Below are 17,866 nucleotides of genomic sequence, written 5' to 3'. Positions count from 1 at the left end.
ATACAAACCCACTCGCAGGAGTATTGTATGAATCAACCAGAAACAGCTTCCGTCATTTCTTCAAGCACAGAAGTCTCATCAGCAGAATATTTTGCTCAGCGTCAACTAAAACAAGGTACGGTTGGTTGGTTACTCCTGATTGGTTTAGGCGTAGCTTATGTGATATCTGGTGATTTTGCCGGCTGGAACTTTGGTATTGCTCAAGGTGGTTGGGGTGGCATGTTTATTGCCACTGCACTCGCTGCAATCATGTATCTGTGCCTGTGTCTTTCTATGTCAGAAATGTCCACCATGATGCCGACAGCAGGTGGCGGTTATAGTTTTGCACGTGCTGCTTTTGGTCCTTTTGGGGGCTATTTAACAGGAACAGCCATTTTAATTGAATATGCGATTGCTCCTGCGGCGATTGCCGTATTTATTGGTGGTTATTGCGAATCTTTATTTGGTATAAATGGCTGGATGATTTACCTCGCCTGCTATGCCATTTTTATGGGCATACATCTGAAAGGTGCCGGCGAAGCCTTAAAAATTATGTTCGCAATTACACTTGTCGCAGCTGTTGCTCTGGTTGTGTTTATTATGGCAATGGTTCCACATTTTAATACACAAAATTTGTTGGATATTCCAGTTGGCGCAGCAGCTGGCGCAAGTCGTTTTCTACCTCATGGCTATTTAGGCATTTGGGCCGCAGTTCCTTTTGCAATCTGGTTTTTCCTTGCAGTTGAAGGTGTGCCATTAGCAGCCGAAGAAGCAAAAGATCCAGCAAAATCTCTCCCACGCGGTTTAATCGGAGCAATGCTCATCTTAACGGCGTTTGCCATGCTCATTTTATTCTTGGGTGCGGGGGCAGCAGGTGCAAGTACTTTGCAAAACTCAGGTGCTCCCCTTGTCGATGCTCTGGTTAAAGTTTATGGCACCAACACTTGGCTTGCGACTTTTGTTAACTTTGTTGGTTTAGCAGGTTTAATCGCGAGTTTCTTTTCAATTATCTATGCCTATTCACGTCAAATTTTTGCATTGTCACGTGCTGGTTACTTACCTACTTCACTCTCTTTAACCAATAAAAATAAAGCCCCTTATCTCGCAATTATTATTCCGGGCATTATTGGGTTCTTGCTTTCACTCACCAAAGAAGGCGATTCACTGATTTTAATCGCGGTTTTTGGTGCAACCATTTCTTATGTGTTGATTCTTTTATCCCACATCAAACTACGCCTATCTAAACCCGACATGCCTCGTCCTTATAAAACTCCTGGAGGAATCGTTACTTCAAGTATTGCCTTAGTTCTAGCAGTCGCTGCTGTAGTTGCAGGCTTTGTTGTTAATCCAAAAGTTTGGTTTATTGCTGCCGCTATTTATGTCGTATTTATTGCTTACTTTTTATTCTATAGCCGTTATCATTTAGTTAAAGGTACACCAGAAGAAGAGTTTGCAAATATTAAAGCCGCAGAACAAGAACTATAAAAAAGGATGCAACTATGAGTTATCGCAATATTGTCGCCAATCAACAGTATCACTTTACTGACTTGAAGACCTTGATGGCAAAAGCAACGCCGTTACGTTCTGGCGATGAATTAGCAGGTGTAGCGGCCAGAGATGCAACCGAACATGTTGCGGCACAAATGACTTTGGCCGATGTACCACTTAAAACCTTTTTAAATGAGGTTCTGGTCGATTACGAAACTGATGAAATTACACGACTAATTATTGATGAACATGATCTGGCAGCCTTTGCCCCTATTTCACACTTTACAGTAGGTGATTTTCGAAATTGGTTACTTGGAGAAGAAGCCACTGCCCAAAGCTTAAAAGCATTAGTATCAGGTTTAACTCCAGAAATGGTGGCTGCTGTCAGCAAAATTATGCGCAATCAAGATTTGATTTATGTCGCCAGCAAATGTGAGGTAATAACCCAATTTCGCAACACGATTGGTTTAAAGGGTCATCTTTCTACCCGTTTACAACCGAACCACCCCACCGATGATGTACTGGGTATTTCTGCCAGTATTTTAGATGGTTTAATGTATGGCAATGGTGATGCAGTGATTGGTATTAACCCTGCCACAGATAACCTTCATAATTTATCAGAGCTACTAAAATTACTTGATCATGTGATTCAGGAATATCAAATTCCAACACAATCTTGTGTACTCACACATATCAGCTCAGGTATTCAACTGACTGAAAAAAATGTGCCTATTGATTTAATGTTTCAATCAATCGCTGGCACCCAACTGGCTAATGAAGGTTTTGGTATCTCGCTCGATTTACTACAAGAAGGATATGAAGCCACGCTCGCACTTAAACGTGGAACCATTGGACAAAATGTTATGTACTTTGAAACGGGTCAAGGCAGTGCATTATCCAGCAATGCACATCACGGCGTTGATCAGCAAACATTAGAAACACGTGCTTATGCAGTGGCCCGTAAATACAATCCGCTTTTAGTGAATACAGTCGTTGGCTTTATTGGTCCCGAATATCTTTTTAACGGTAAACAAATTATACGTGCAGGACTAGAAGACCACTTCTGTGGCAAGCTACTCGGAGTACCAATGGGCTGCGACATTTGTTACACCAACCATGCCGATGCTGACCAAAATGATATGGATGTTCTCCTTACTCTGTTTGGTGCTGCGGGCATTAATTTTATTATGGGAATTCCGGGTTCAGATGATGTCATGCTCAATTATCAAACGACCTCGTTCCATGATGCCCTCTATTTAAGACAACTCCTCGGTTTAAAACCCGCTCCTGAGTTTTCTGCTTGGCTTGAACAGCAAGGGATTTTTAAACAGCAAAACTCTCAAATTTGTTGGGCAGACCACATGCCTGACCAATTCTCTCGTCTGCTCATGAACTAGGGAGAATGCTATGAAACTGAACCGTGATATTCAATATCCATCTTCTACCCATCAAGATCAGTGGGAAAAACTTAAACAGTTTACTGATGCCCGTATTGCTCTGGGCCGTGCGGGTTGTAGTATCCCAACACGCGCCTTACTTGAATTTCAGTTGTCGCATGCACAAGCAAAAGATGCGGTTTATCAAAACATGGATGTTACCTATTTATCTGAAAAATTAGCGCAAAGACAGCTGCAAAGTCTTCATGTACAAAGTAATGCTCCTAATAAGGAAGTCTATCTTAAACGTCCTGATTTAGGACGTCAGCTTTCAGATCAATCAAAAGATGTCTTAATTAAGAAGTATGCAGAAGGCCCTCAACAATACGATGTTTGTATTGTGGTCGGTGATGGACTCTCTGCAAGAGCGATTGAAGCGAATGCTATTCCATTCATTACTGCATTAAGTGAACAAGTTCAGCAAGAAAACTGGACTCTTGCGCCCATTACACTGGCAACAGGCAGTCGGGTTGCTTTAGGTGATGAAGTTGCTGAGATCTTTAAAGCACCCATGCTAGTGATGCTTATCGGTGAGCGCCCTGGTCTAAGCTCTCCTGACAGTATGGGAATTTACTACACGTGGAATGCATATTCAGGCTGCCTCGATGCTAAACGTAATTGTATTTCTAATGTCCGCTCTGCAGGCTTAAGTATTCCAGTTGCGGTACAACGCTTAATGACATTAATGAAAAAATCAAAACAGCTCGGCTTTTCAGGAGTTAATTTAAAAGATGAACATCAACTTTCAGATTTAAGTCTTGAGGGAACTCAAAAGCTATTATTTTAAACAGTAGAATATGTTTAGGGATTTATTGATAAATAGATAATCCTTTGCATAACAACATCATTTTAACGAAAAATATCAATTTTCAGGTATTGACGATTTATACAGATATTTTCTTCTTTATATTTATCGCTATACTCCACCTATTGATCTTCTATGAATCATTTGTATGAGCACAACAAACGCCTTCCCAAAAACTATTTATGCCATTCAGCATCTTGCTTTCGAAGACTTAGGTTCATTAGAAGATGTCTTTTATCAACTCGGATTTCGCGTCCGTTATTTTGAGGCAGGTGTTGATGATTTAACCCCTGCTTTTTCACATGAAGGTTTAACCATTATTTTAGGCGGTCCAATCGGAGTTTATGAAACTGACGATTATCCATTCTTAAAAGATGAAATCGCTTTACTCAAACAACGTTTAGCAGCTGACAAGCCTACACTTGGTATTTGCCTAGGTGCACAGCTCATTGCTCATGCACTTGGCGCAAAAGTATATGCAGGGCATCAAAAAGAAATTGGCTGGGGTCCACTCAGCTTAAGCTTACGCGCTAATCAGGTTTTATCTGGTTTGCTTAACAATGTTCATGTTCTACATTGGCATGGCGACACTTTCGATCTTCCAGAAAATGCGGTGCTATTAGCAAGTTCTGATGTTTATACCAATCAGGCATTTGAAGTCGGTAATAATATTCTTGCCTTGCAGTTCCACATTGAAACGACTGAAGAACATTTTGAAAAATGGCTCATTGGTCATACATGTGAACTTCGTCATGCAAATATTTCAATTCCAAAACTTCGCGAAGAAAATCAGCAATATGCTCAAAACCTCGAACATGCTGCTTTTGATGTTATTCAAAAATTCCTTAAACGAATTGGATATAGTGGTTAATCACTTTTTTATTGCTACAAATAAGTTTAAATGCTTTTTTATTAACCAAAAGATAGCGTAATAACCTATCTTTTGGAACATTTTATATTAAATTAAATGTACTGCTTCACCATTCTTTTCTTCACAAATATAAATAGTTAATCATTATGGAAATCCTGAAATTTATTAAAAGCTTTAATACGGTGAATACCTATTTATCGCTAGCGTCTATTATTCTTATCATCATTGTCCTTTATTTTTATGTGGTTAATCCGGCTTAGCTTATTTGCCAACGCCCCCTAAAGCATAATATATGTACGAAATAGATATAAAAAAGCCCAACTGAGTTGGGCTTTTTTATATCTGCTATTTGATCAAAAACATTTTACGCGTCTTATTTTTTCTCAGGCTTAAAGCTATCTTTTAAATCGAGAATACGGTTAAACACTGGTTTTTCAGGTGAGTGATCGTGTTGATCAGCAACAAAATAACCTTCGCGTTCAAACTGGAAACGATCTTCTGGACTCGCTTGTGCCAAAGCCGGTTCAATTACAGCTTCTAACACTTGTAATGAATCCGGATTTAAGTTCGCTAAGAAATCATCACCTGTTTCAGGATCTGCTTCTGTGAACAAACGATCATAAATACGTACTTCAGCAGGAATACCTTTTGTTGCAGATACCCAGTGAATTACGCCTTTCACTTTACGGCCTTCAGGATTTTTACCTAAGGTTTCTGGGTCAATTGAACATTTAAGCTCAATGACTTCACCATTTGCATCCTTAATAACTTCATCACATTTAATGACATAAGCATGGCGTAAACGCACTTCACCTTCAGGAACTAAACGCTTGAAGCCTTTTGGTGGTACTTCTTCAAAGTCTTTACGGTCAATATAGATTTCCTTGGTTAAAGGAATCACACGGTCACCCATATCTACGTTAGGATGGCGAGCATGTGTAAGATCCATATCTTCTGGTAAATTAGTTAAAGTCACTTTAAGTGGACTTAAAACAGCCATTCCACGCGCAGCTGTATTTTCCAAAGATTGACGAATACAGAACTCAAGCATTGCAACATCAACAATACCGTCAGTTTTTGACACGCCTACACGCTTACAAAACTCACGTAAGCCTTCTGGTGTGAAACCGCGACGACGCATACCCACTACAGTCGGCATACGCGGGTCATCCCAACCATTCACATGACCACCTTCCACCAATTTACGTAATTTACGTTTTGATGTAATGGTGTAGTCCACATTTAAGCGTGAAGATTCATACTGATGTGGAACCGCTGGAGATTTTACCTTTTCTACAATCCAGTCATAAAACGGACGGTGATCTTGGAACTCTAATGTACAAAGTGAATGAGTAATCCCCTCGATCGCATCAGACAATGGATGAGCATAGTCATACATTGGATAGATTTTCCATTTATCACCTGTTTGGTGATGTTCTGAATGCAATACGCGATATAAAATTGGGTCACGCATGTGTACGTTTGGACTTGCCATATCAATTTTGGCACGTAAAACCGCTTCACCCTCTTTAAATTCGCCACTACGCATTTTTTCAAAACGCGCAAGATTCTCTTCAACAGATGCATCACGGTATGGTGAGTTTTTACCCGGTTCAACAAAACTACCGCGGTTTAACTTAATTTCTTCTGGAGATTGTAAATCAACGTAAGCATCGCCCTGCTCAATGAGTTGAACAGCCCATGCATATAATTGATCAAAATAACCCGATGCATAGCGTGGCTCACCATTCCAGTTAAAACCAAGCCATTTCACATCATTAGCAATACCGTCAACATACTCTTGTTCTTCAGCATCAGGGTTTGTATCGTCAAAACGTAAATTACATAACCCATCAAATTCTTCAGCCACACCAAAGTTTAGGCAAATTGCTTTTACATGACCAATATGTAAATAGCCATTTGGTTCTGGTGGAAAACGCGTTACGATCTGCTTTGCACGCCCAGCAGCCAAGTCTTCTGTAATGACTTGGCGAACGAAATCTAAGCCAGCCTGTTGTTCTTGCTGCGCAGAATCGACAGAGGCATGAGTATTCGGTGTCGGGTTATTTGGCAGGCTCGAGACAACATCATTAGGCTTCATAGTGTATCAATCACTTCTTTGTAGATAAAATTTCGAAAAATTTAAACGCTATCTTCATTTTTCACAAAGATTTTAACGTTTTTTACTTGCCTTGTAGTTTACAGTTTGCTTATGCTTCTCTCAACCAAAAACCCATGGTCATAAGCCCATGTTTAGGAGATTAATGTAATGAGTTTTCCTCAAGTCGAATTAAACACCAATAAAGGTCGTATTGTTCTTGAACTGAATGCTGAAAAAGCACCTAAAACAGTAGCAAACTTTTTAGAATATGTACGTGACGGTTTTTATGACGGCGTTATTTTCCACCGCGTCATTGATGGTTTCATGATCCAAGGTGGCGGTATGGATGAAAACTTCAAAGAAAAAGCGACACGCGATTCAATTGAAAACGAAGCTGATAACGGTTTAAGCAATGACGAAGGTACGATTGCAATGGCGCGTACTCAAGCTCCTCACTCAGCGTCTGCTCAATTCTTCATCAATGTAAAAAATAACTCTTTCTTGAACCATACTTCTAAAACTGCTCAAGGTTGGGGTTATGCTGTATTTGGTAAAGTTGTTGAAGGTTTAGATGTTGTTGAAGCGATCAAAGGTGTTCGCACTGGCAACCGCGGTTATCACGCTGACGTTCCTTTAGAAAATGTAGTAATCGAATCTGCTAAAATTATTTCTGAATAATTTTAGGATAAAGCTGTGACTTATCTGTTTATCTCAGATTTACATTTGTCACCCGAACACCCTCGACTCGTTCGAGGGTTTTTAGACTTATTGTTGCATTACCAACATAAAAATACTCAACTCTACATCTTAGGCGATTGGTTTAATGCCTGGATTGGAGATGACTATTCAGCACCATGGCTTGATGAAATTGTTGAGGCCTTAAAAGACTTTAACCAAAAAGGGAATCGGGTTTACTTTCAAGTCGGTAATCGTGATTTTGCGCTTAATCAAGTTTTCCTCAATAAATTTAATGGCGTCTTACTCCCTGACATTTATTCTCTCAATATCGCAGGACATCAATATCGTCTAGAACACGGCGATGCATTATGTACAGATGATATTTCTTATCAAAGATTTAAAAAGATTATTCGAAATCCGCTCTTAGTTGCTCTTTTACGCCGGACTCCTCTCAGTTTTCGCACTAAACTAGTGAATGGCTTTCGCAAAAGAAGCTCCGCTGATAAACAGCAAAAAAGCTATGAAATTATGGATGTAAATGAACAAGCTGTTATTTCTGCTTTAGAAGATGTAGATATACTGATTCATGGGCATACTCACCGCCCTTCAATTCATCAGGTACAAGCGAAACAACGAATTGTTCTTGGCGATTGGCGTGAAGATCAGGCTTATATTTTGGAAATTGATCCATCCTCAAATACGCAACAGCTCGAATTGATTGTCTGGAATTATTAACTAGTAATTAGTCATTTTTTATTTCAACTTTCAATTCTTTAATTTTTTTATTTAAATCAGAATCGTAAATCACACACATGCTGGCAATAAATATAAATCTCCAGCTTATATGTGCATGATCGTGATAATCAATGTATAAAATAAGAAGACTCAATACAAAAGCTAAAATTATAAAGACTTTAACAATTCTAATTTCTTGCAGCTTACTCTTTGCATCTGTTGGCAGTAAATCAATCATTTTCAATAAATTACTAAACTTTTATATAAACATTATATTTCTTTATCAAATTACATAGGAAATGTTTTTGAATAAAATAGCGTATGATGGCAAAGATTAAATTCTCTCAATTGCCATAAGATTGATATGGAGCACACCTATGGACCTATTGAATTCTGTTAAAAGTCGCTATACAACAAAAGCGTATGATTCTGAAAAGAAAATTCCTCAAGAAAAATTTAATAAATTATTAGAAATTTTACGTTTTACCCCTTCTTCAGTAAATATTCAGCCTTGGCATTTCGTAGTTGCAGATAATCAGGCAGCTAAAGAACGAATTGCAAAAGCTTTAACAGGTAAATATGCCTACAACGCTCCAAAAGTACTCGAGTCATCACACACTTATCTTTTGCACAAGAACAGATATTTCAGCTGAATACTTAAATCAATTGCTTGAACAAGATGATTTGAGCGGTCGTTTTAAAGATGAAAAAGCAAAGCTCGGCCAAAAAGATACTCGCCATGGCTATGTTGAATTCTATCGAAATGAGCAGAAAAATTTATTTGGGTGGATGGAAAATCAAACATTCATCGCTTTAGGGCAACTACTTTTTGCTGCGGGTTTAGAAGGAATTGATGCAACACCAATGGGCGGCTTTGATGAAGATATTTTAAATACTGAGCTTGGGTTAACTGAAAAGGGCTTGCGTAGTTCAGTCATTGTTTCTCTAGGTTATCGCAGTGAAAACGATTTCAATGCCAAACTTCCTAAATCGCGTCTACCAGATGAAGTTATTTTTACTTATTTATAAAATTAAAATAGTTCAAGAGATTCAACTCTCTTGAACTATAAACTCATTGCCCTAGCTAAACAAAGTACACCACTGATCCCTAATAAAATACCCAAAGTGGTAGGCCATTTTAATTTTTCTTTATACAAAATAACGCCACTTGCAATTCCTAATAACACAACGAGAATATTCATACTTGCAAAAACAATTGCAGGTGAATCCTTTAAAAGGATATGAGCTTTCACATATAAAGCAATATTTGAAAAATTAAGAACACCTAATACTAATCCAGCTATAGCACTTTTAAGCTGCCATTTTTGAGTTTTCTGCACTAATAAATATGAAATTGATAATATAAAAGCTGTAATAAAAATAAGATTCAACGTGAGTGTAAATTGAAGACCTAAACTACTCGTATATTTTAAGAGAATGTCTACCGCGGCATATCCACACCAAACACTTAATAGAGCAACAATTGCTTTTCGAGATTGATGATTCGAAGAAGTATTCATTTGTCCAAATAAGACGAGTAAGACTGCAAAAACTCCTAGACCTATTCCCCACAGCTTTAATGCATTAAATTGCTCATTAAAAATGAAATAAGCGGCGAGTAAAGAAAGTACCACGGAAAGTCGTTGTGCAACCTCAGTTTTAACAATTCCTGCATATTCTAATGATTTAGCTAAACATAGAAAAATACTGGGCAAAATCATTCCTAGTGCAACAATTAACCACCAAGGCGTCTTTTCTATTGAAATATGTTGAATATCCGGCTGAAACCACCAAAAGCAAAGAAGACTTGCACTCGCATAATTCCATGCAATCATTTGTAGCGGCTGGTAACCTTTTTTCTTTAAGTTTTTTAAGAGGATGGACACCAAAACACTGCTTAAAGCAGCAGCTAATATTAATAGCATCGATTAAAACTCTATTTATTTAGATATATCAGCCATAATGATCAAATTACGACTACTGTTGAATTAAATATTTTAAATTAATTTATAAATAAACATAAAAAAAAGCCAGTCATTATCTGACTGGCTTCTTTTTAGATTTCAATTAACGATTATTTTCGTCTTCTTGACCATCTTCAAATTTAGTATCGTTGTCAAAACCACCTTGATGACCACCGAAACCGCCTTGACCACCGAAACCACCTTGACCACCGAAGCCACCTTGACCACCGAAGCCGCCGCCTTGACCACCGAAGCCGCCTTGACCACCGAAGCCGCCTTGACTACCACCAAAGCCACCGCCTTGACCGCCACCAAAGCCACCGCCTTGACCGCCACCAAAGCCACCAGTAGGTTGACCACCGAAGCCGCCTTGTGCGCCACCTTGTGCTGGGAAGCCAGTACCTTGCGCGCCTGCTGGGCGTGGGTTACGAGCTGGAACAACAGTTGAAATAGCGTGTTTGTAAACCATTTGACTTACTGTATTTTTTAATAAAACAACATATTGGTCAAAAGATTCAATATGACCCTGTAATTTAATACCGTTCACAAGGAAAATAGAAACAGGGATACGTTCTTTACGGAGAGAATTTAAGAACGGATCTTGTAAAGTTTGACCTTTAGACATTTTTAACTCCAAAAAAAAATTTTTAAATCAGCGCAAAAAAACTATCTTTATTTTTCAACTAAAAATTATAAAAAGACAGTGTGCAAATTTTGCTTTATCCATAAGAGTTTCGCAAGTCTTCTTTCGCCTGCTTTATCGTCAAGTAAGTTTTAAAATCGTGTATTTCTTGCAAAGAACGTAACCACGTATATTGACGTTTGGCAAGTTGTCGTGTTGCAAATAAAGCTTTATCCTCCATTTCACGTTTACTTTTGAGACTTAAGTCACTTTTTAATAGAAATTCTAGTGCTTGTCGATAACCCACTGAACGCATTGAGGGTAAATTTTCATCTAAATCGTATTTTTCAATTAGAGCTTCAACTTCACTCAAAAAACCGATATCCCACATTTTGCTTAATCTTTGCTCAATGCGTTGATGTAATTCTACCCGATCTGGAAGTAAAGCATAATTATGAAATATGTATCGATATGGTACGTTTTTTGGTTGTTCTGCCTGCAATTTAGTAATTGGTTCACCCGTAATCTTATAAACTTCTAAGGCTCGAATAATCCTTTGCTTATCAGTCACATTAAATTTTATAGCAGCAGCAGGATCTACAGAAACCAACTCATCATAAACGGCCTGCCACCCTTCATTTAAACCTTTTTCTTCAATTGCTGCGCGAACTTGAGCATCAGCACTCGGCAAATTACCAGACAACCCTTCTAATAATGCCTTAAAGTACAACATGGTGCCTCCAACCAAGATAGGAGTCTTACCACGTGAATGCATATCATCAATTAACTTACATGCATCTTCAACAAACTGAGCAGCTGAATAAACTTCAAGAGGCGTAATAATATCAATCAGATGATGAGGATAAAGCGCTTGCTCTTCACGCGTTGGTTTAGCCGTGCCGATATCCATATCTTTATAGACGAGCGCAGAATCAACAGAAATTAGCTCAAAATTTCCACGCTCGTATAATTCACATGCCAAAGCGGTTTTTCCGCTCGCAGTTGGTCCCATTAAATTGATGACGGGCAATTGATTTGACATGTAAAACTACTCTCCTCGAGCAAATAATTTATCTAATTGAGATAATGGAAATGCACGCCAAGTTGGCCGCCCATGGTTACATTGGCTCGCAAATTCAGTTTGTTCCATTTGACGAAGTAAAGCATTCATTTCTGAAAGGCTGAGTTGTCGATGTGCACGCACTGCCCCATGACATGCCATTCCAGCTAATAATTCGTCCCTTTTTTGAAGTAACCCTTGGGCTTCATCATTTGGATCTAAATCATTTAAAAGTTCTGGAATAAGATTTTCAAAATCTGCTTTTTGTAATATGGCAGGCACACCGCGAACAATAACTTGCTCATCGCCATATAAATCAATTTCCAAACCTAAGCGCTCAAGTTGAGGTTTTAACTCCTCTACCCTAACGGCTTGCATACGGCTAATAGAAATGACTTTAGGTATAAGTAATTGCTGAGATGTCCAAAATTCAGGTTTATCCCAAGCATTTTTCATTTGTTGTAATAAAATACGCTCATGTGCCGCATGCATATCAACAATAATAAGCCCTTCGGTATTCTGCGCTAGAATATAAATTCCATGAAGTTGAGCAATTGCGATACCTAAAGGAAATTCATCAACTTTAGTTACTGGTTCAATATTTTCATTTAATGAAAAAGTAGCAGGTTGGTCACGTAGAGGCGCTAAGTATGTCTTTAACGCATTATTTAATTGAGCAGAACCATTATATTTTGGTGTTTGATCTGCATAGTGAACAGCTTGCGGACGACTAGCATTAAAATCGGTTAATAACTCTGTTGGTGCGTGCTGAGTCTGTGGCTCACTATCTGCATTTAAAGTTTCATTTGCTCGGTGCAATGAAAATTGTTCCTGATATTTCGGCTGCGGCTGTACTGAATAATCTGATTGTTCATCTACTTTCATCGCTTGAGCTAAATCAGCACTCGCTGTCTGAAATTGCGATAGAGTTTCTTTTGCATAATGCCTTACAAACTCATGCACTTCTCTTTGATTTAAAAAGCGAATTTCATGTTTTGTAGGATGAACATTGACATCAATATTTTCAGGATCAACTTCTAAGAAGAGTAGATAAGATGAATGTTGATGACCATGTAAAATACCGTCATATGCCATGCGTAACGCATGCGAAATTGTTTTATCTTTGACAATACGCCCATTTACATAGACATATTGCATATCAGCCTGCGCACGTGCATCTGAAGGATGGCCAAGCCAACCCGATAAACGCATACTAATACTTTCAGCATCCATCCAATATGCATTTTGTACGAATTGCGAACCTAATAATTGCTGTACCCGCTGAAAACGGAGCTCGCCGCTATCTGCTATAGGTAAATTAATTCTAATATTATCATTATGTTCAAGCACAAAACGTATATCAAAATGTGTTAGAGCTAGACGGCGAACAATCTCTTCGATATGGCCAAATTCAGTGGTTGGTTTTTTTAAGAATTTACGGCGTGCAGGAACATTAAAAAATAAGTCCTGAACACGTATATGGGTTCCCTTTTGAGCAGCAACAGCTTGTACTTCTTGATGATCAAATGCTGTGCCGTTTACTTCAACCTGATGGCCAATACCACTTTCATCTTGGCTACTGGTCAATGTCAATCTTGAAACAGCAGCAATCGAAGCAAGTGCCTCCCCACGAAATCCTAGACTTACAATAGCGTGTAAATCTTCTGCCGTTTTAATTTTACTTGTGGCATGACGCATAACAGCTAGTGCTAAATCTTCAGAATGAATGCCATGCCCATTATCAATAATTTCTATTAGGGTTGAACCACCTTGAGCAATTCGCACAATGAGTTCAGTTGCACCGGCATCGATAGAGTTTTCTAATAATTCTTTAACAACAGATGAAGGACGCTCAATCACCTCACCAGCAGCAATCTGGTTGGCTAACGCTGCGTCTAATGTATGGATACGACGTTGTGTTAGCTTTTCATCAGTCATGAAGCTGTTCCTGCAAAGTCTGATACAAATGTTCTGTAGGTAGAGTTAGGGTTACTAAACGGCTCAACTCATCATCTGACTTTTGAATATCAATAATGATATCGGCCTCTGGAATTTCATCGCCACCTTTTGATGGCCATTCAAATAAAAATAATGCGTCTGTGATATCTAAATAATCACGGATTCCCATTAATTCAAGTTCATAAGGGTCATTCAAACGATATAAGTCAAAATGAAAAATTTCTTTATCATTAATTTTATATGGCTCAACGAGTGTATAAGTTGGACTTTTAACAGAGCCTTTGTGGCCCAAAGCCTGTAAGAAATAGCGCGTAAGTGTGGTTTTACCCGCACCTAGATCCCCAATTAAATAAATTACACCCGACTGAACATGCTGCGCCAAAGCTTGAGCTAAACGCTCAGTATCTTCTTCATGATTTAAGACCAATTTCAATGAATACGACATAGCACACATAACATGATTTGAAATAATCGATATGATAACATTGCCCTGCCTTAAAAGCCTACTTAAGCCCTAGAAGTTGGCTTTTTTTATATCAATTTCCTTACATATTTACACTTTTTTATGTCTAGTCCGAACGATTTTTTGCCACCTATGATTGATGGTGTGAGCGCAAGCCAAGTCTATCTTCCTGCACAAACAAATACTCAAACTATTTATGAGTATCTATGCCAACATTTCCAACATATTAAAGTGCAAGAGTGGCAACAACGATTTCAAGATGGACTTATTTATGGGGCAAATGGACAAAAACTAACATTAGACAGTCCATACCAAAGTCATACCCATATTTTTTATTATCGATTTCTGGCTTATGAACCACATGTTCCATTTGAACATCGGATTTTATTTGAGAATGATGATTTACTGGTGGTCGATAAACCCCATTTTCTAACGATTAGCCCGACTGGACAATATGTTCAAGAAACGCTTTTAGTCCGTCTTAAAAAACAAACAGGCAATGAATTTTTAACCCCTATTCATCGTCTAGATCGTGAAACTGCTGGTGTTGTTCTATTTTGCAAACGGGTTGAGTCGCGTGGTATTTACCAACAATTATTTGCAGAGCGCCAAGTTAATAAAATTTATCACGCTGTTGCACCTTATAAAAAAGATTTAAATTTTCCTCAGACATTACACTTGTATTTAGATAAAGGTCATCCTTTTTACACTATGCAAGTTATAGAAAATGCAAAAACAAATACCGAGACTTATATTGAGCTTATCGAGCATAACCAGATTTGGGCAAAATATCGCTTAACACCGACAACAGGCAAACAGCACCAACTTCGCGTGCATTTAAGCCATTTGGGAATTCCGATTAAAAATGATCCATTTTATCCAGTAGTTCAACACAAGGCTGAAGATGATTTCTCGGAACCATTACAGCTGCTAGCCAAGCACATTTCATTTATAGATCCCCTCACAAAAGAGGGAATGTCTTTTAATTCTGAGTTTGAATTGACATTGTAATGTAACCGTAATGACAAAAAGATTATTTTTTATGCCAAAAAGCATTGAAATTACATTGCGATGGTTTAAAATAAATTCCTAAAAATTAAAAATCATTTGGTTTTGTTATTCATGCGAAAAACAGAAGTTTATCAGGTTCGACTTGACTCCCAAGAAAAAAAACAGGCTTTTGCTGTTTTTAAACAACTGGGAATTACCCCTGCCCAAGCAGTACGACTTTTTTTTAAACAGGTCGTATTAACTAAATCTATTCCTTTTGCTATCGAAAATCAGAATATTAATATGGAACAATTATTAAAGCTGAGAAAAGCAAAAGCATCTTCATTGAACCAAAATCCATCAACTTTAGCTGAAGATGATGACCATGAAGATTTATTTGAAGAACTTAATGCACTTCTTGGTGAAAGCGACAAAACTTAACACTGTTGCATTTATAAACAAGTTTTAACGTCAAAAAGCTGTTTTTTTCGTTATGCTCTCTTTGTAAAAACATAATGATAAGTTACAAGGAGTGCCAAATGATCGTTAGACGAGCGACTTTTGAAGATTTAGAGCAACTCGCCGTTTTATTTGATGAATACCGCCAATTTTATGGGGCCTCTTCTAATTTTAATGAATCACTTCACTTCCTTAAACAACGTTTTGAGAATAGAGAAAGTGTGTTCTTCATTCATATTAAAGACGATAAAATCACGGGTTTTATTTTACTCTATTTAGGTTTTTCTTCAGTTGCTTGTTCAACTTACTATATTTTAGATGATGTATATGTTACGCCCGTTTTTCGTCGTCAAGGTTCTGCTAAACAGCTAATCGATACAGCAATCTTATTTGCAAAACAAGAAAATGCTTTGCGGATTAGTTTGGAAACTCAAAGTAACAACCATGAATCTCATCGTTTATATGAACAAATGGGATTTATTCGAGATAGTGAGTTCCAAACCTTCCATTGTTTTCTCAAATGATATTTTGAGCGAGCTGTTTTTGTTGTTCAGATAAATAAACCCACTCTCCATCTTCAAGTTCAGGTAAAACCAATTGCCCTACTTGATGGCGATGTAATGCTTCTACCTTATTTCCTACAGCTGCAATCATTCTTTTTACTTGATGATAAACACCTTGATGAATCGTCATGGTTAATTGATGCGTTTCTAATATCTCCACATCTGTTGCAGCAAAAACACCTTTTTCTTGATGCAAATTTACGCCTTGGCTCAACATTTCAATTTGCTCAGGTCTAACCGGATCTATAGTCGTAACATGATAAACCTTTGGTACATGTTTACGAGGATGAGTTAAAGCTTGAAGGTATTTACCGTCATCAGTAAGTAAAAGTAAGCCGGTTGTGTCTTGATCTAAGCGACCAATAGCCTGCACACCACGTTGAATCATAATTTCTGGTAAAAGGCTAAATACGCTTTGATGATGATGAGGCTGGTGTGAACACTCAAAACCTTTTGGTTTTTTTAGAGCAAGGTAAACTTTTTCTCGATATTGATAAGTTTCCCCAAAAAGAGAAAACTCTAAATTTTCTGGAGAGAATTGTTTTTTGAGATCATCTGCAACCTCTCCATCAATACTTACAGATCCGTTTTTTATTAACTGCTGACAATATTTACGAGAACCAAACCCTTGTGATTGTAAAATTTTTTCCAGCAGCATGAAGTTTTCTCATTAGAACTAAGCTGTTATTTTAACGTAGTTTCCACTTTTTACTAAACGCTACGAGCAGCTCTTTACATTTACTTCATTCAACTCACACTTTACTCTTCAACTACTCGATAAATATTTTCATTCTTTTCACTTTCAAATAATAATTCGGTAGTAGGCAGAATAATTTCATTATCAACAATAATATGTTCAATACGTTGGCTTAGCTTTAACGATTCATTTTCATGTTCAACTAAATTTTTCTTTAGTTGCGCTTTTGCATCATGAACCTGGTCAAACTGATCTTTGATTTTGATATCTATAATGTCCATAAATCTATCCTGTACTCATGAGTAATGACTATTTTTATATCATAATTTTTAAAAACTAAAATTTTTAACTTGTTAATTTATATAACATTGTTTCCAAGCGTAACCAGAAATTAAAACTCTTTAGGATTGAGAGATATACAATCATTTATTCTTAAAAATAAGATTTAAAATCGGCTATATCTTTTAAAGCGTTCACATTACGTGTCTTAAATATTATACAATTCCATTTATTTACTTCCTCCGCACTCCCCATGCTTGCCCAATTTGATGTTAATTTAGTTGTTCTACTCGTTCTGTTGATCTGCGGCTTATTAAGTCAAAATGCAGCTGTAACGATTGCAGCTGGTGTGCTCATTGTCGTTAAAATTACGCCATTAAATGAGTTTTTCCCCTATATTCAAGCTCACGGTCTTAATTTAGGAATTCTTATTTTAACGATTGGTGTACTTACTCCTATTGCCAGTGGAAAGCTCAGTGGGGAGAGTATTTTAAAGTCATTTGTTAGTTTTAAATCACTTTTGGCTATTGCAATTGGCTTATTAGTCGCTTGGTTGGGTGGTCGTGGAGTAAAACTAATGTCGAGCCAACCTGATGTGGTTGCAGGTTTACTGATTGGTACGGTTGCTGGTGTTGCTTTACTCCGTGGTGTACCAGTCGGTCCTCTGATTGCAGCAGGCTTACTCTCTTTATTTATTGGTAAATAAGAAGTCGATAT

20 protein-coding genes and 1 pseudogene are annotated in these 17,866 nt (G+C 37.7%); 12 read left to right on the top strand and 9 right to left on the bottom strand.

The window, feature by feature from the left end; genetic code table 11:
• Nucleotides 1-27 precede the first annotated feature (27 nt).
• The 5 genes from eat to ODQ17_RS04915 all read left to right on the top strand — a co-directional run bounded on the left by eat (nucleotide 28) and on the right by ODQ17_RS04915 (nucleotide 4,839).
• Entirely contained in the window at nucleotides 28-1,464 is a 1,437-nt protein-coding gene (gene eat / locus ODQ17_RS04935) for an ethanolamine permease (RefSeq protein ID WP_267530700.1), read from the top strand.
• A 14-nt stretch (nucleotides 1,465-1,478) separates the two neighbouring features.
• Nucleotides 1,479-2,864 carry an ethanolamine ammonia-lyase subunit EutB gene (locus ODQ17_RS04930; protein WP_322902092.1) on the top strand — a complete coding sequence of 462 codons (1,386 nt, stop codon included), beginning with the start codon at nucleotides 1,479-1,481 and terminating at the stop codon, nucleotides 2,862-2,864.
• A 10-nt stretch (nucleotides 2,865-2,874) separates the two neighbouring features.
• Complete coding sequence (gene eutC, locus ODQ17_RS04925) at nucleotides 2,875-3,690, top strand: ethanolamine ammonia-lyase subunit EutC (RefSeq protein ID WP_322902090.1); 816 nt, start codon at nucleotides 2,875-2,877, stop codon at nucleotides 3,688-3,690.
• A gap of 166 nt (nucleotides 3,691-3,856) precedes the next feature.
• Entirely contained in the window at nucleotides 3,857-4,579 is a 723-nt protein-coding gene (locus ODQ17_RS04920; protein ID WP_004791586.1) for a glutamine amidotransferase, read from the top strand.
• A gap of 146 nt (nucleotides 4,580-4,725) precedes the next feature.
• Nucleotides 4,726-4,839 (top strand): hypothetical protein, encoded by a 114-nt coding sequence (locus tag ODQ17_RS04915; protein WP_322902088.1) that lies wholly within the window; start codon nucleotides 4,726-4,728, stop codon nucleotides 4,837-4,839.
• Between the two features lie 113 nt (nucleotides 4,840-4,952).
• Here the strand turns inward: ODQ17_RS04915 and ODQ17_RS04910 are convergent, their stop codons facing one another.
• Nucleotides 4,953-6,680 carry a glutamine--tRNA ligase/YqeY domain fusion protein gene (locus ODQ17_RS04910; protein ID WP_322902086.1) on the bottom strand — a complete coding sequence of 576 codons (1,728 nt, stop codon included), beginning with the start codon at nucleotides 6,678-6,680 and terminating at the stop codon, nucleotides 4,953-4,955.
• A gap of 168 nt (nucleotides 6,681-6,848) precedes the next feature.
• Between ODQ17_RS04910 and ODQ17_RS04905 the strand changes: the two genes are divergently transcribed.
• Together ODQ17_RS04905 and ODQ17_RS04900 are read left to right on the top strand one after the other, a co-directional pair.
• Nucleotides 6,849-7,358, top strand: a complete 510-nt coding sequence (locus tag ODQ17_RS04905; protein WP_004791583.1) for a peptidylprolyl isomerase — start codon at nucleotides 6,849-6,851, stop codon at nucleotides 7,356-7,358.
• Between the two features lie 15 nt (nucleotides 7,359-7,373).
• On the top strand, nucleotides 7,374-8,093 hold the full coding sequence (locus ODQ17_RS04900) for a UDP-2,3-diacylglucosamine diphosphatase (RefSeq protein WP_322902084.1): 720 nt from the start codon (nucleotides 7,374-7,376) through the stop codon (nucleotides 8,091-8,093).
• A gap of 7 nt (nucleotides 8,094-8,100) precedes the next feature.
• Here the strand turns inward: ODQ17_RS04900 and ODQ17_RS04895 are convergent, their stop codons facing one another.
• On the bottom strand, nucleotides 8,101-8,331 hold the full coding sequence (locus ODQ17_RS04895; RefSeq protein WP_322902082.1) for a hypothetical protein: 231 nt from the start codon (nucleotides 8,329-8,331) through the stop codon (nucleotides 8,101-8,103).
• 139 nt (nucleotides 8,332-8,470) lie between these two features.
• Here ODQ17_RS04895 and nfsB point away from each other — a divergent pair.
• Nucleotides 8,471-9,122, top strand: a pseudogene (gene nfsB, locus ODQ17_RS04890) (oxygen-insensitive NAD(P)H nitroreductase).
• Between the two features lie 35 nt (nucleotides 9,123-9,157).
• Here the strand turns inward: nfsB and ODQ17_RS04885 are convergent.
• From ODQ17_RS04885 to tsaE, 5 genes are all read right to left on the bottom strand, one after another.
• Nucleotides 9,158-10,018, bottom strand: coding sequence for a DMT family transporter (locus ODQ17_RS04885; protein WP_151823361.1), 861 nt, complete (start codon nucleotides 10,016-10,018; stop codon nucleotides 9,158-9,160).
• Between the two features lie 142 nt (nucleotides 10,019-10,160).
• Entirely contained in the window at nucleotides 10,161-10,682 is a 522-nt protein-coding gene (gene hfq / locus ODQ17_RS04880) for an RNA chaperone Hfq (RefSeq protein ID WP_005306601.1), read from the bottom strand.
• 94 nt (nucleotides 10,683-10,776) lie between these two features.
• On the bottom strand, nucleotides 10,777-11,721 hold the full coding sequence (gene miaA, locus ODQ17_RS04875) for a tRNA (adenosine(37)-N6)-dimethylallyltransferase MiaA (protein WP_049836982.1): 945 nt from the start codon (nucleotides 11,719-11,721) through the stop codon (nucleotides 10,777-10,779).
• A 6-nt stretch (nucleotides 11,722-11,727) separates the two neighbouring features.
• A complete protein-coding gene (mutL, locus tag ODQ17_RS04870) occupies nucleotides 11,728-13,677 on the bottom strand; it encodes a DNA mismatch repair endonuclease MutL (RefSeq protein ID WP_322902079.1) in 1,950 nt (649 codons plus the stop codon).
• Nucleotides 13,670-14,143, bottom strand: coding sequence for a tRNA (adenosine(37)-N6)-threonylcarbamoyltransferase complex ATPase subunit type 1 TsaE (gene tsaE, locus ODQ17_RS04865; RefSeq protein WP_049836984.1), 474 nt, complete (start codon nucleotides 14,141-14,143; stop codon nucleotides 13,670-13,672). Before tsaE ends, mutL begins: the two co-directional genes overlap by 8 nt.
• Nucleotides 14,144-14,263: 120 nt before the next feature.
• Here tsaE and ODQ17_RS04860 point away from each other — a divergent pair, with 120 nt between their 5' ends.
• The 3 genes from ODQ17_RS04860 to ODQ17_RS04850 all read left to right on the top strand — a co-directional run bounded on the left by ODQ17_RS04860 (nucleotide 14,264) and on the right by ODQ17_RS04850 (nucleotide 16,134).
• Nucleotides 14,264-15,172: a pseudouridine synthase gene (locus ODQ17_RS04860; RefSeq protein WP_322902076.1), complete on the top strand. Its 909-nt coding sequence runs from the start codon at nucleotides 14,264-14,266 to the stop codon at nucleotides 15,170-15,172.
• Nucleotides 15,173-15,283: 111 nt separating this feature from the next.
• The gene (locus ODQ17_RS04855) at nucleotides 15,284-15,592 is read left to right on the top strand and encodes a type II toxin-antitoxin system RelB/DinJ family antitoxin (protein WP_174745849.1); all 309 of its coding nucleotides are present in this window, start codon (nucleotides 15,284-15,286) and stop codon (nucleotides 15,590-15,592) included.
• A gap of 98 nt (nucleotides 15,593-15,690) precedes the next feature.
• Nucleotides 15,691-16,134: a GNAT family N-acetyltransferase gene (locus ODQ17_RS04850; RefSeq protein ID WP_002122286.1), complete on the top strand. Its 444-nt coding sequence runs from the start codon at nucleotides 15,691-15,693 to the stop codon at nucleotides 16,132-16,134.
• Here the strand turns inward: ODQ17_RS04850 and ODQ17_RS04845 are convergent.
• Complete coding sequence (locus ODQ17_RS04845; protein WP_192454064.1) at nucleotides 16,127-16,831, bottom strand: pseudouridine synthase; 705 nt, start codon at nucleotides 16,829-16,831, stop codon at nucleotides 16,127-16,129. The two genes, ODQ17_RS04850 and ODQ17_RS04845, sit on opposite strands and share 8 nt — an antisense overlap.
• Before the next feature lie 101 nt (nucleotides 16,832-16,932).
• Complete coding sequence (locus tag ODQ17_RS04840; RefSeq protein ID WP_322902074.1) at nucleotides 16,933-17,151, bottom strand: hypothetical protein; 219 nt, start codon at nucleotides 17,149-17,151, stop codon at nucleotides 16,933-16,935.
• Nucleotides 17,152-17,402: 251 nt separating this feature from the next.
• On the opposite strand from ODQ17_RS04840, the gene ODQ17_RS04835 reads away from it, so the two are divergent.
• On the top strand, nucleotides 17,403-17,855 hold the full coding sequence (locus ODQ17_RS04835; RefSeq protein WP_004791554.1) for a DUF441 domain-containing protein: 453 nt from the start codon (nucleotides 17,403-17,405) through the stop codon (nucleotides 17,853-17,855).
• Nucleotides 17,856-17,866 lie beyond the last annotated feature (11 nt).

Origin of the sequence: Acinetobacter sp. IRS14 (assembly GCF_034650275.1) — a bacterium.
GTDB classification, from domain to species: domain Bacteria; phylum Pseudomonadota; class Gammaproteobacteria; order Pseudomonadales; family Moraxellaceae; genus Acinetobacter; species Acinetobacter oleivorans.
This window is presented reverse-complemented; position numbering and strand designations above follow the sequence as displayed.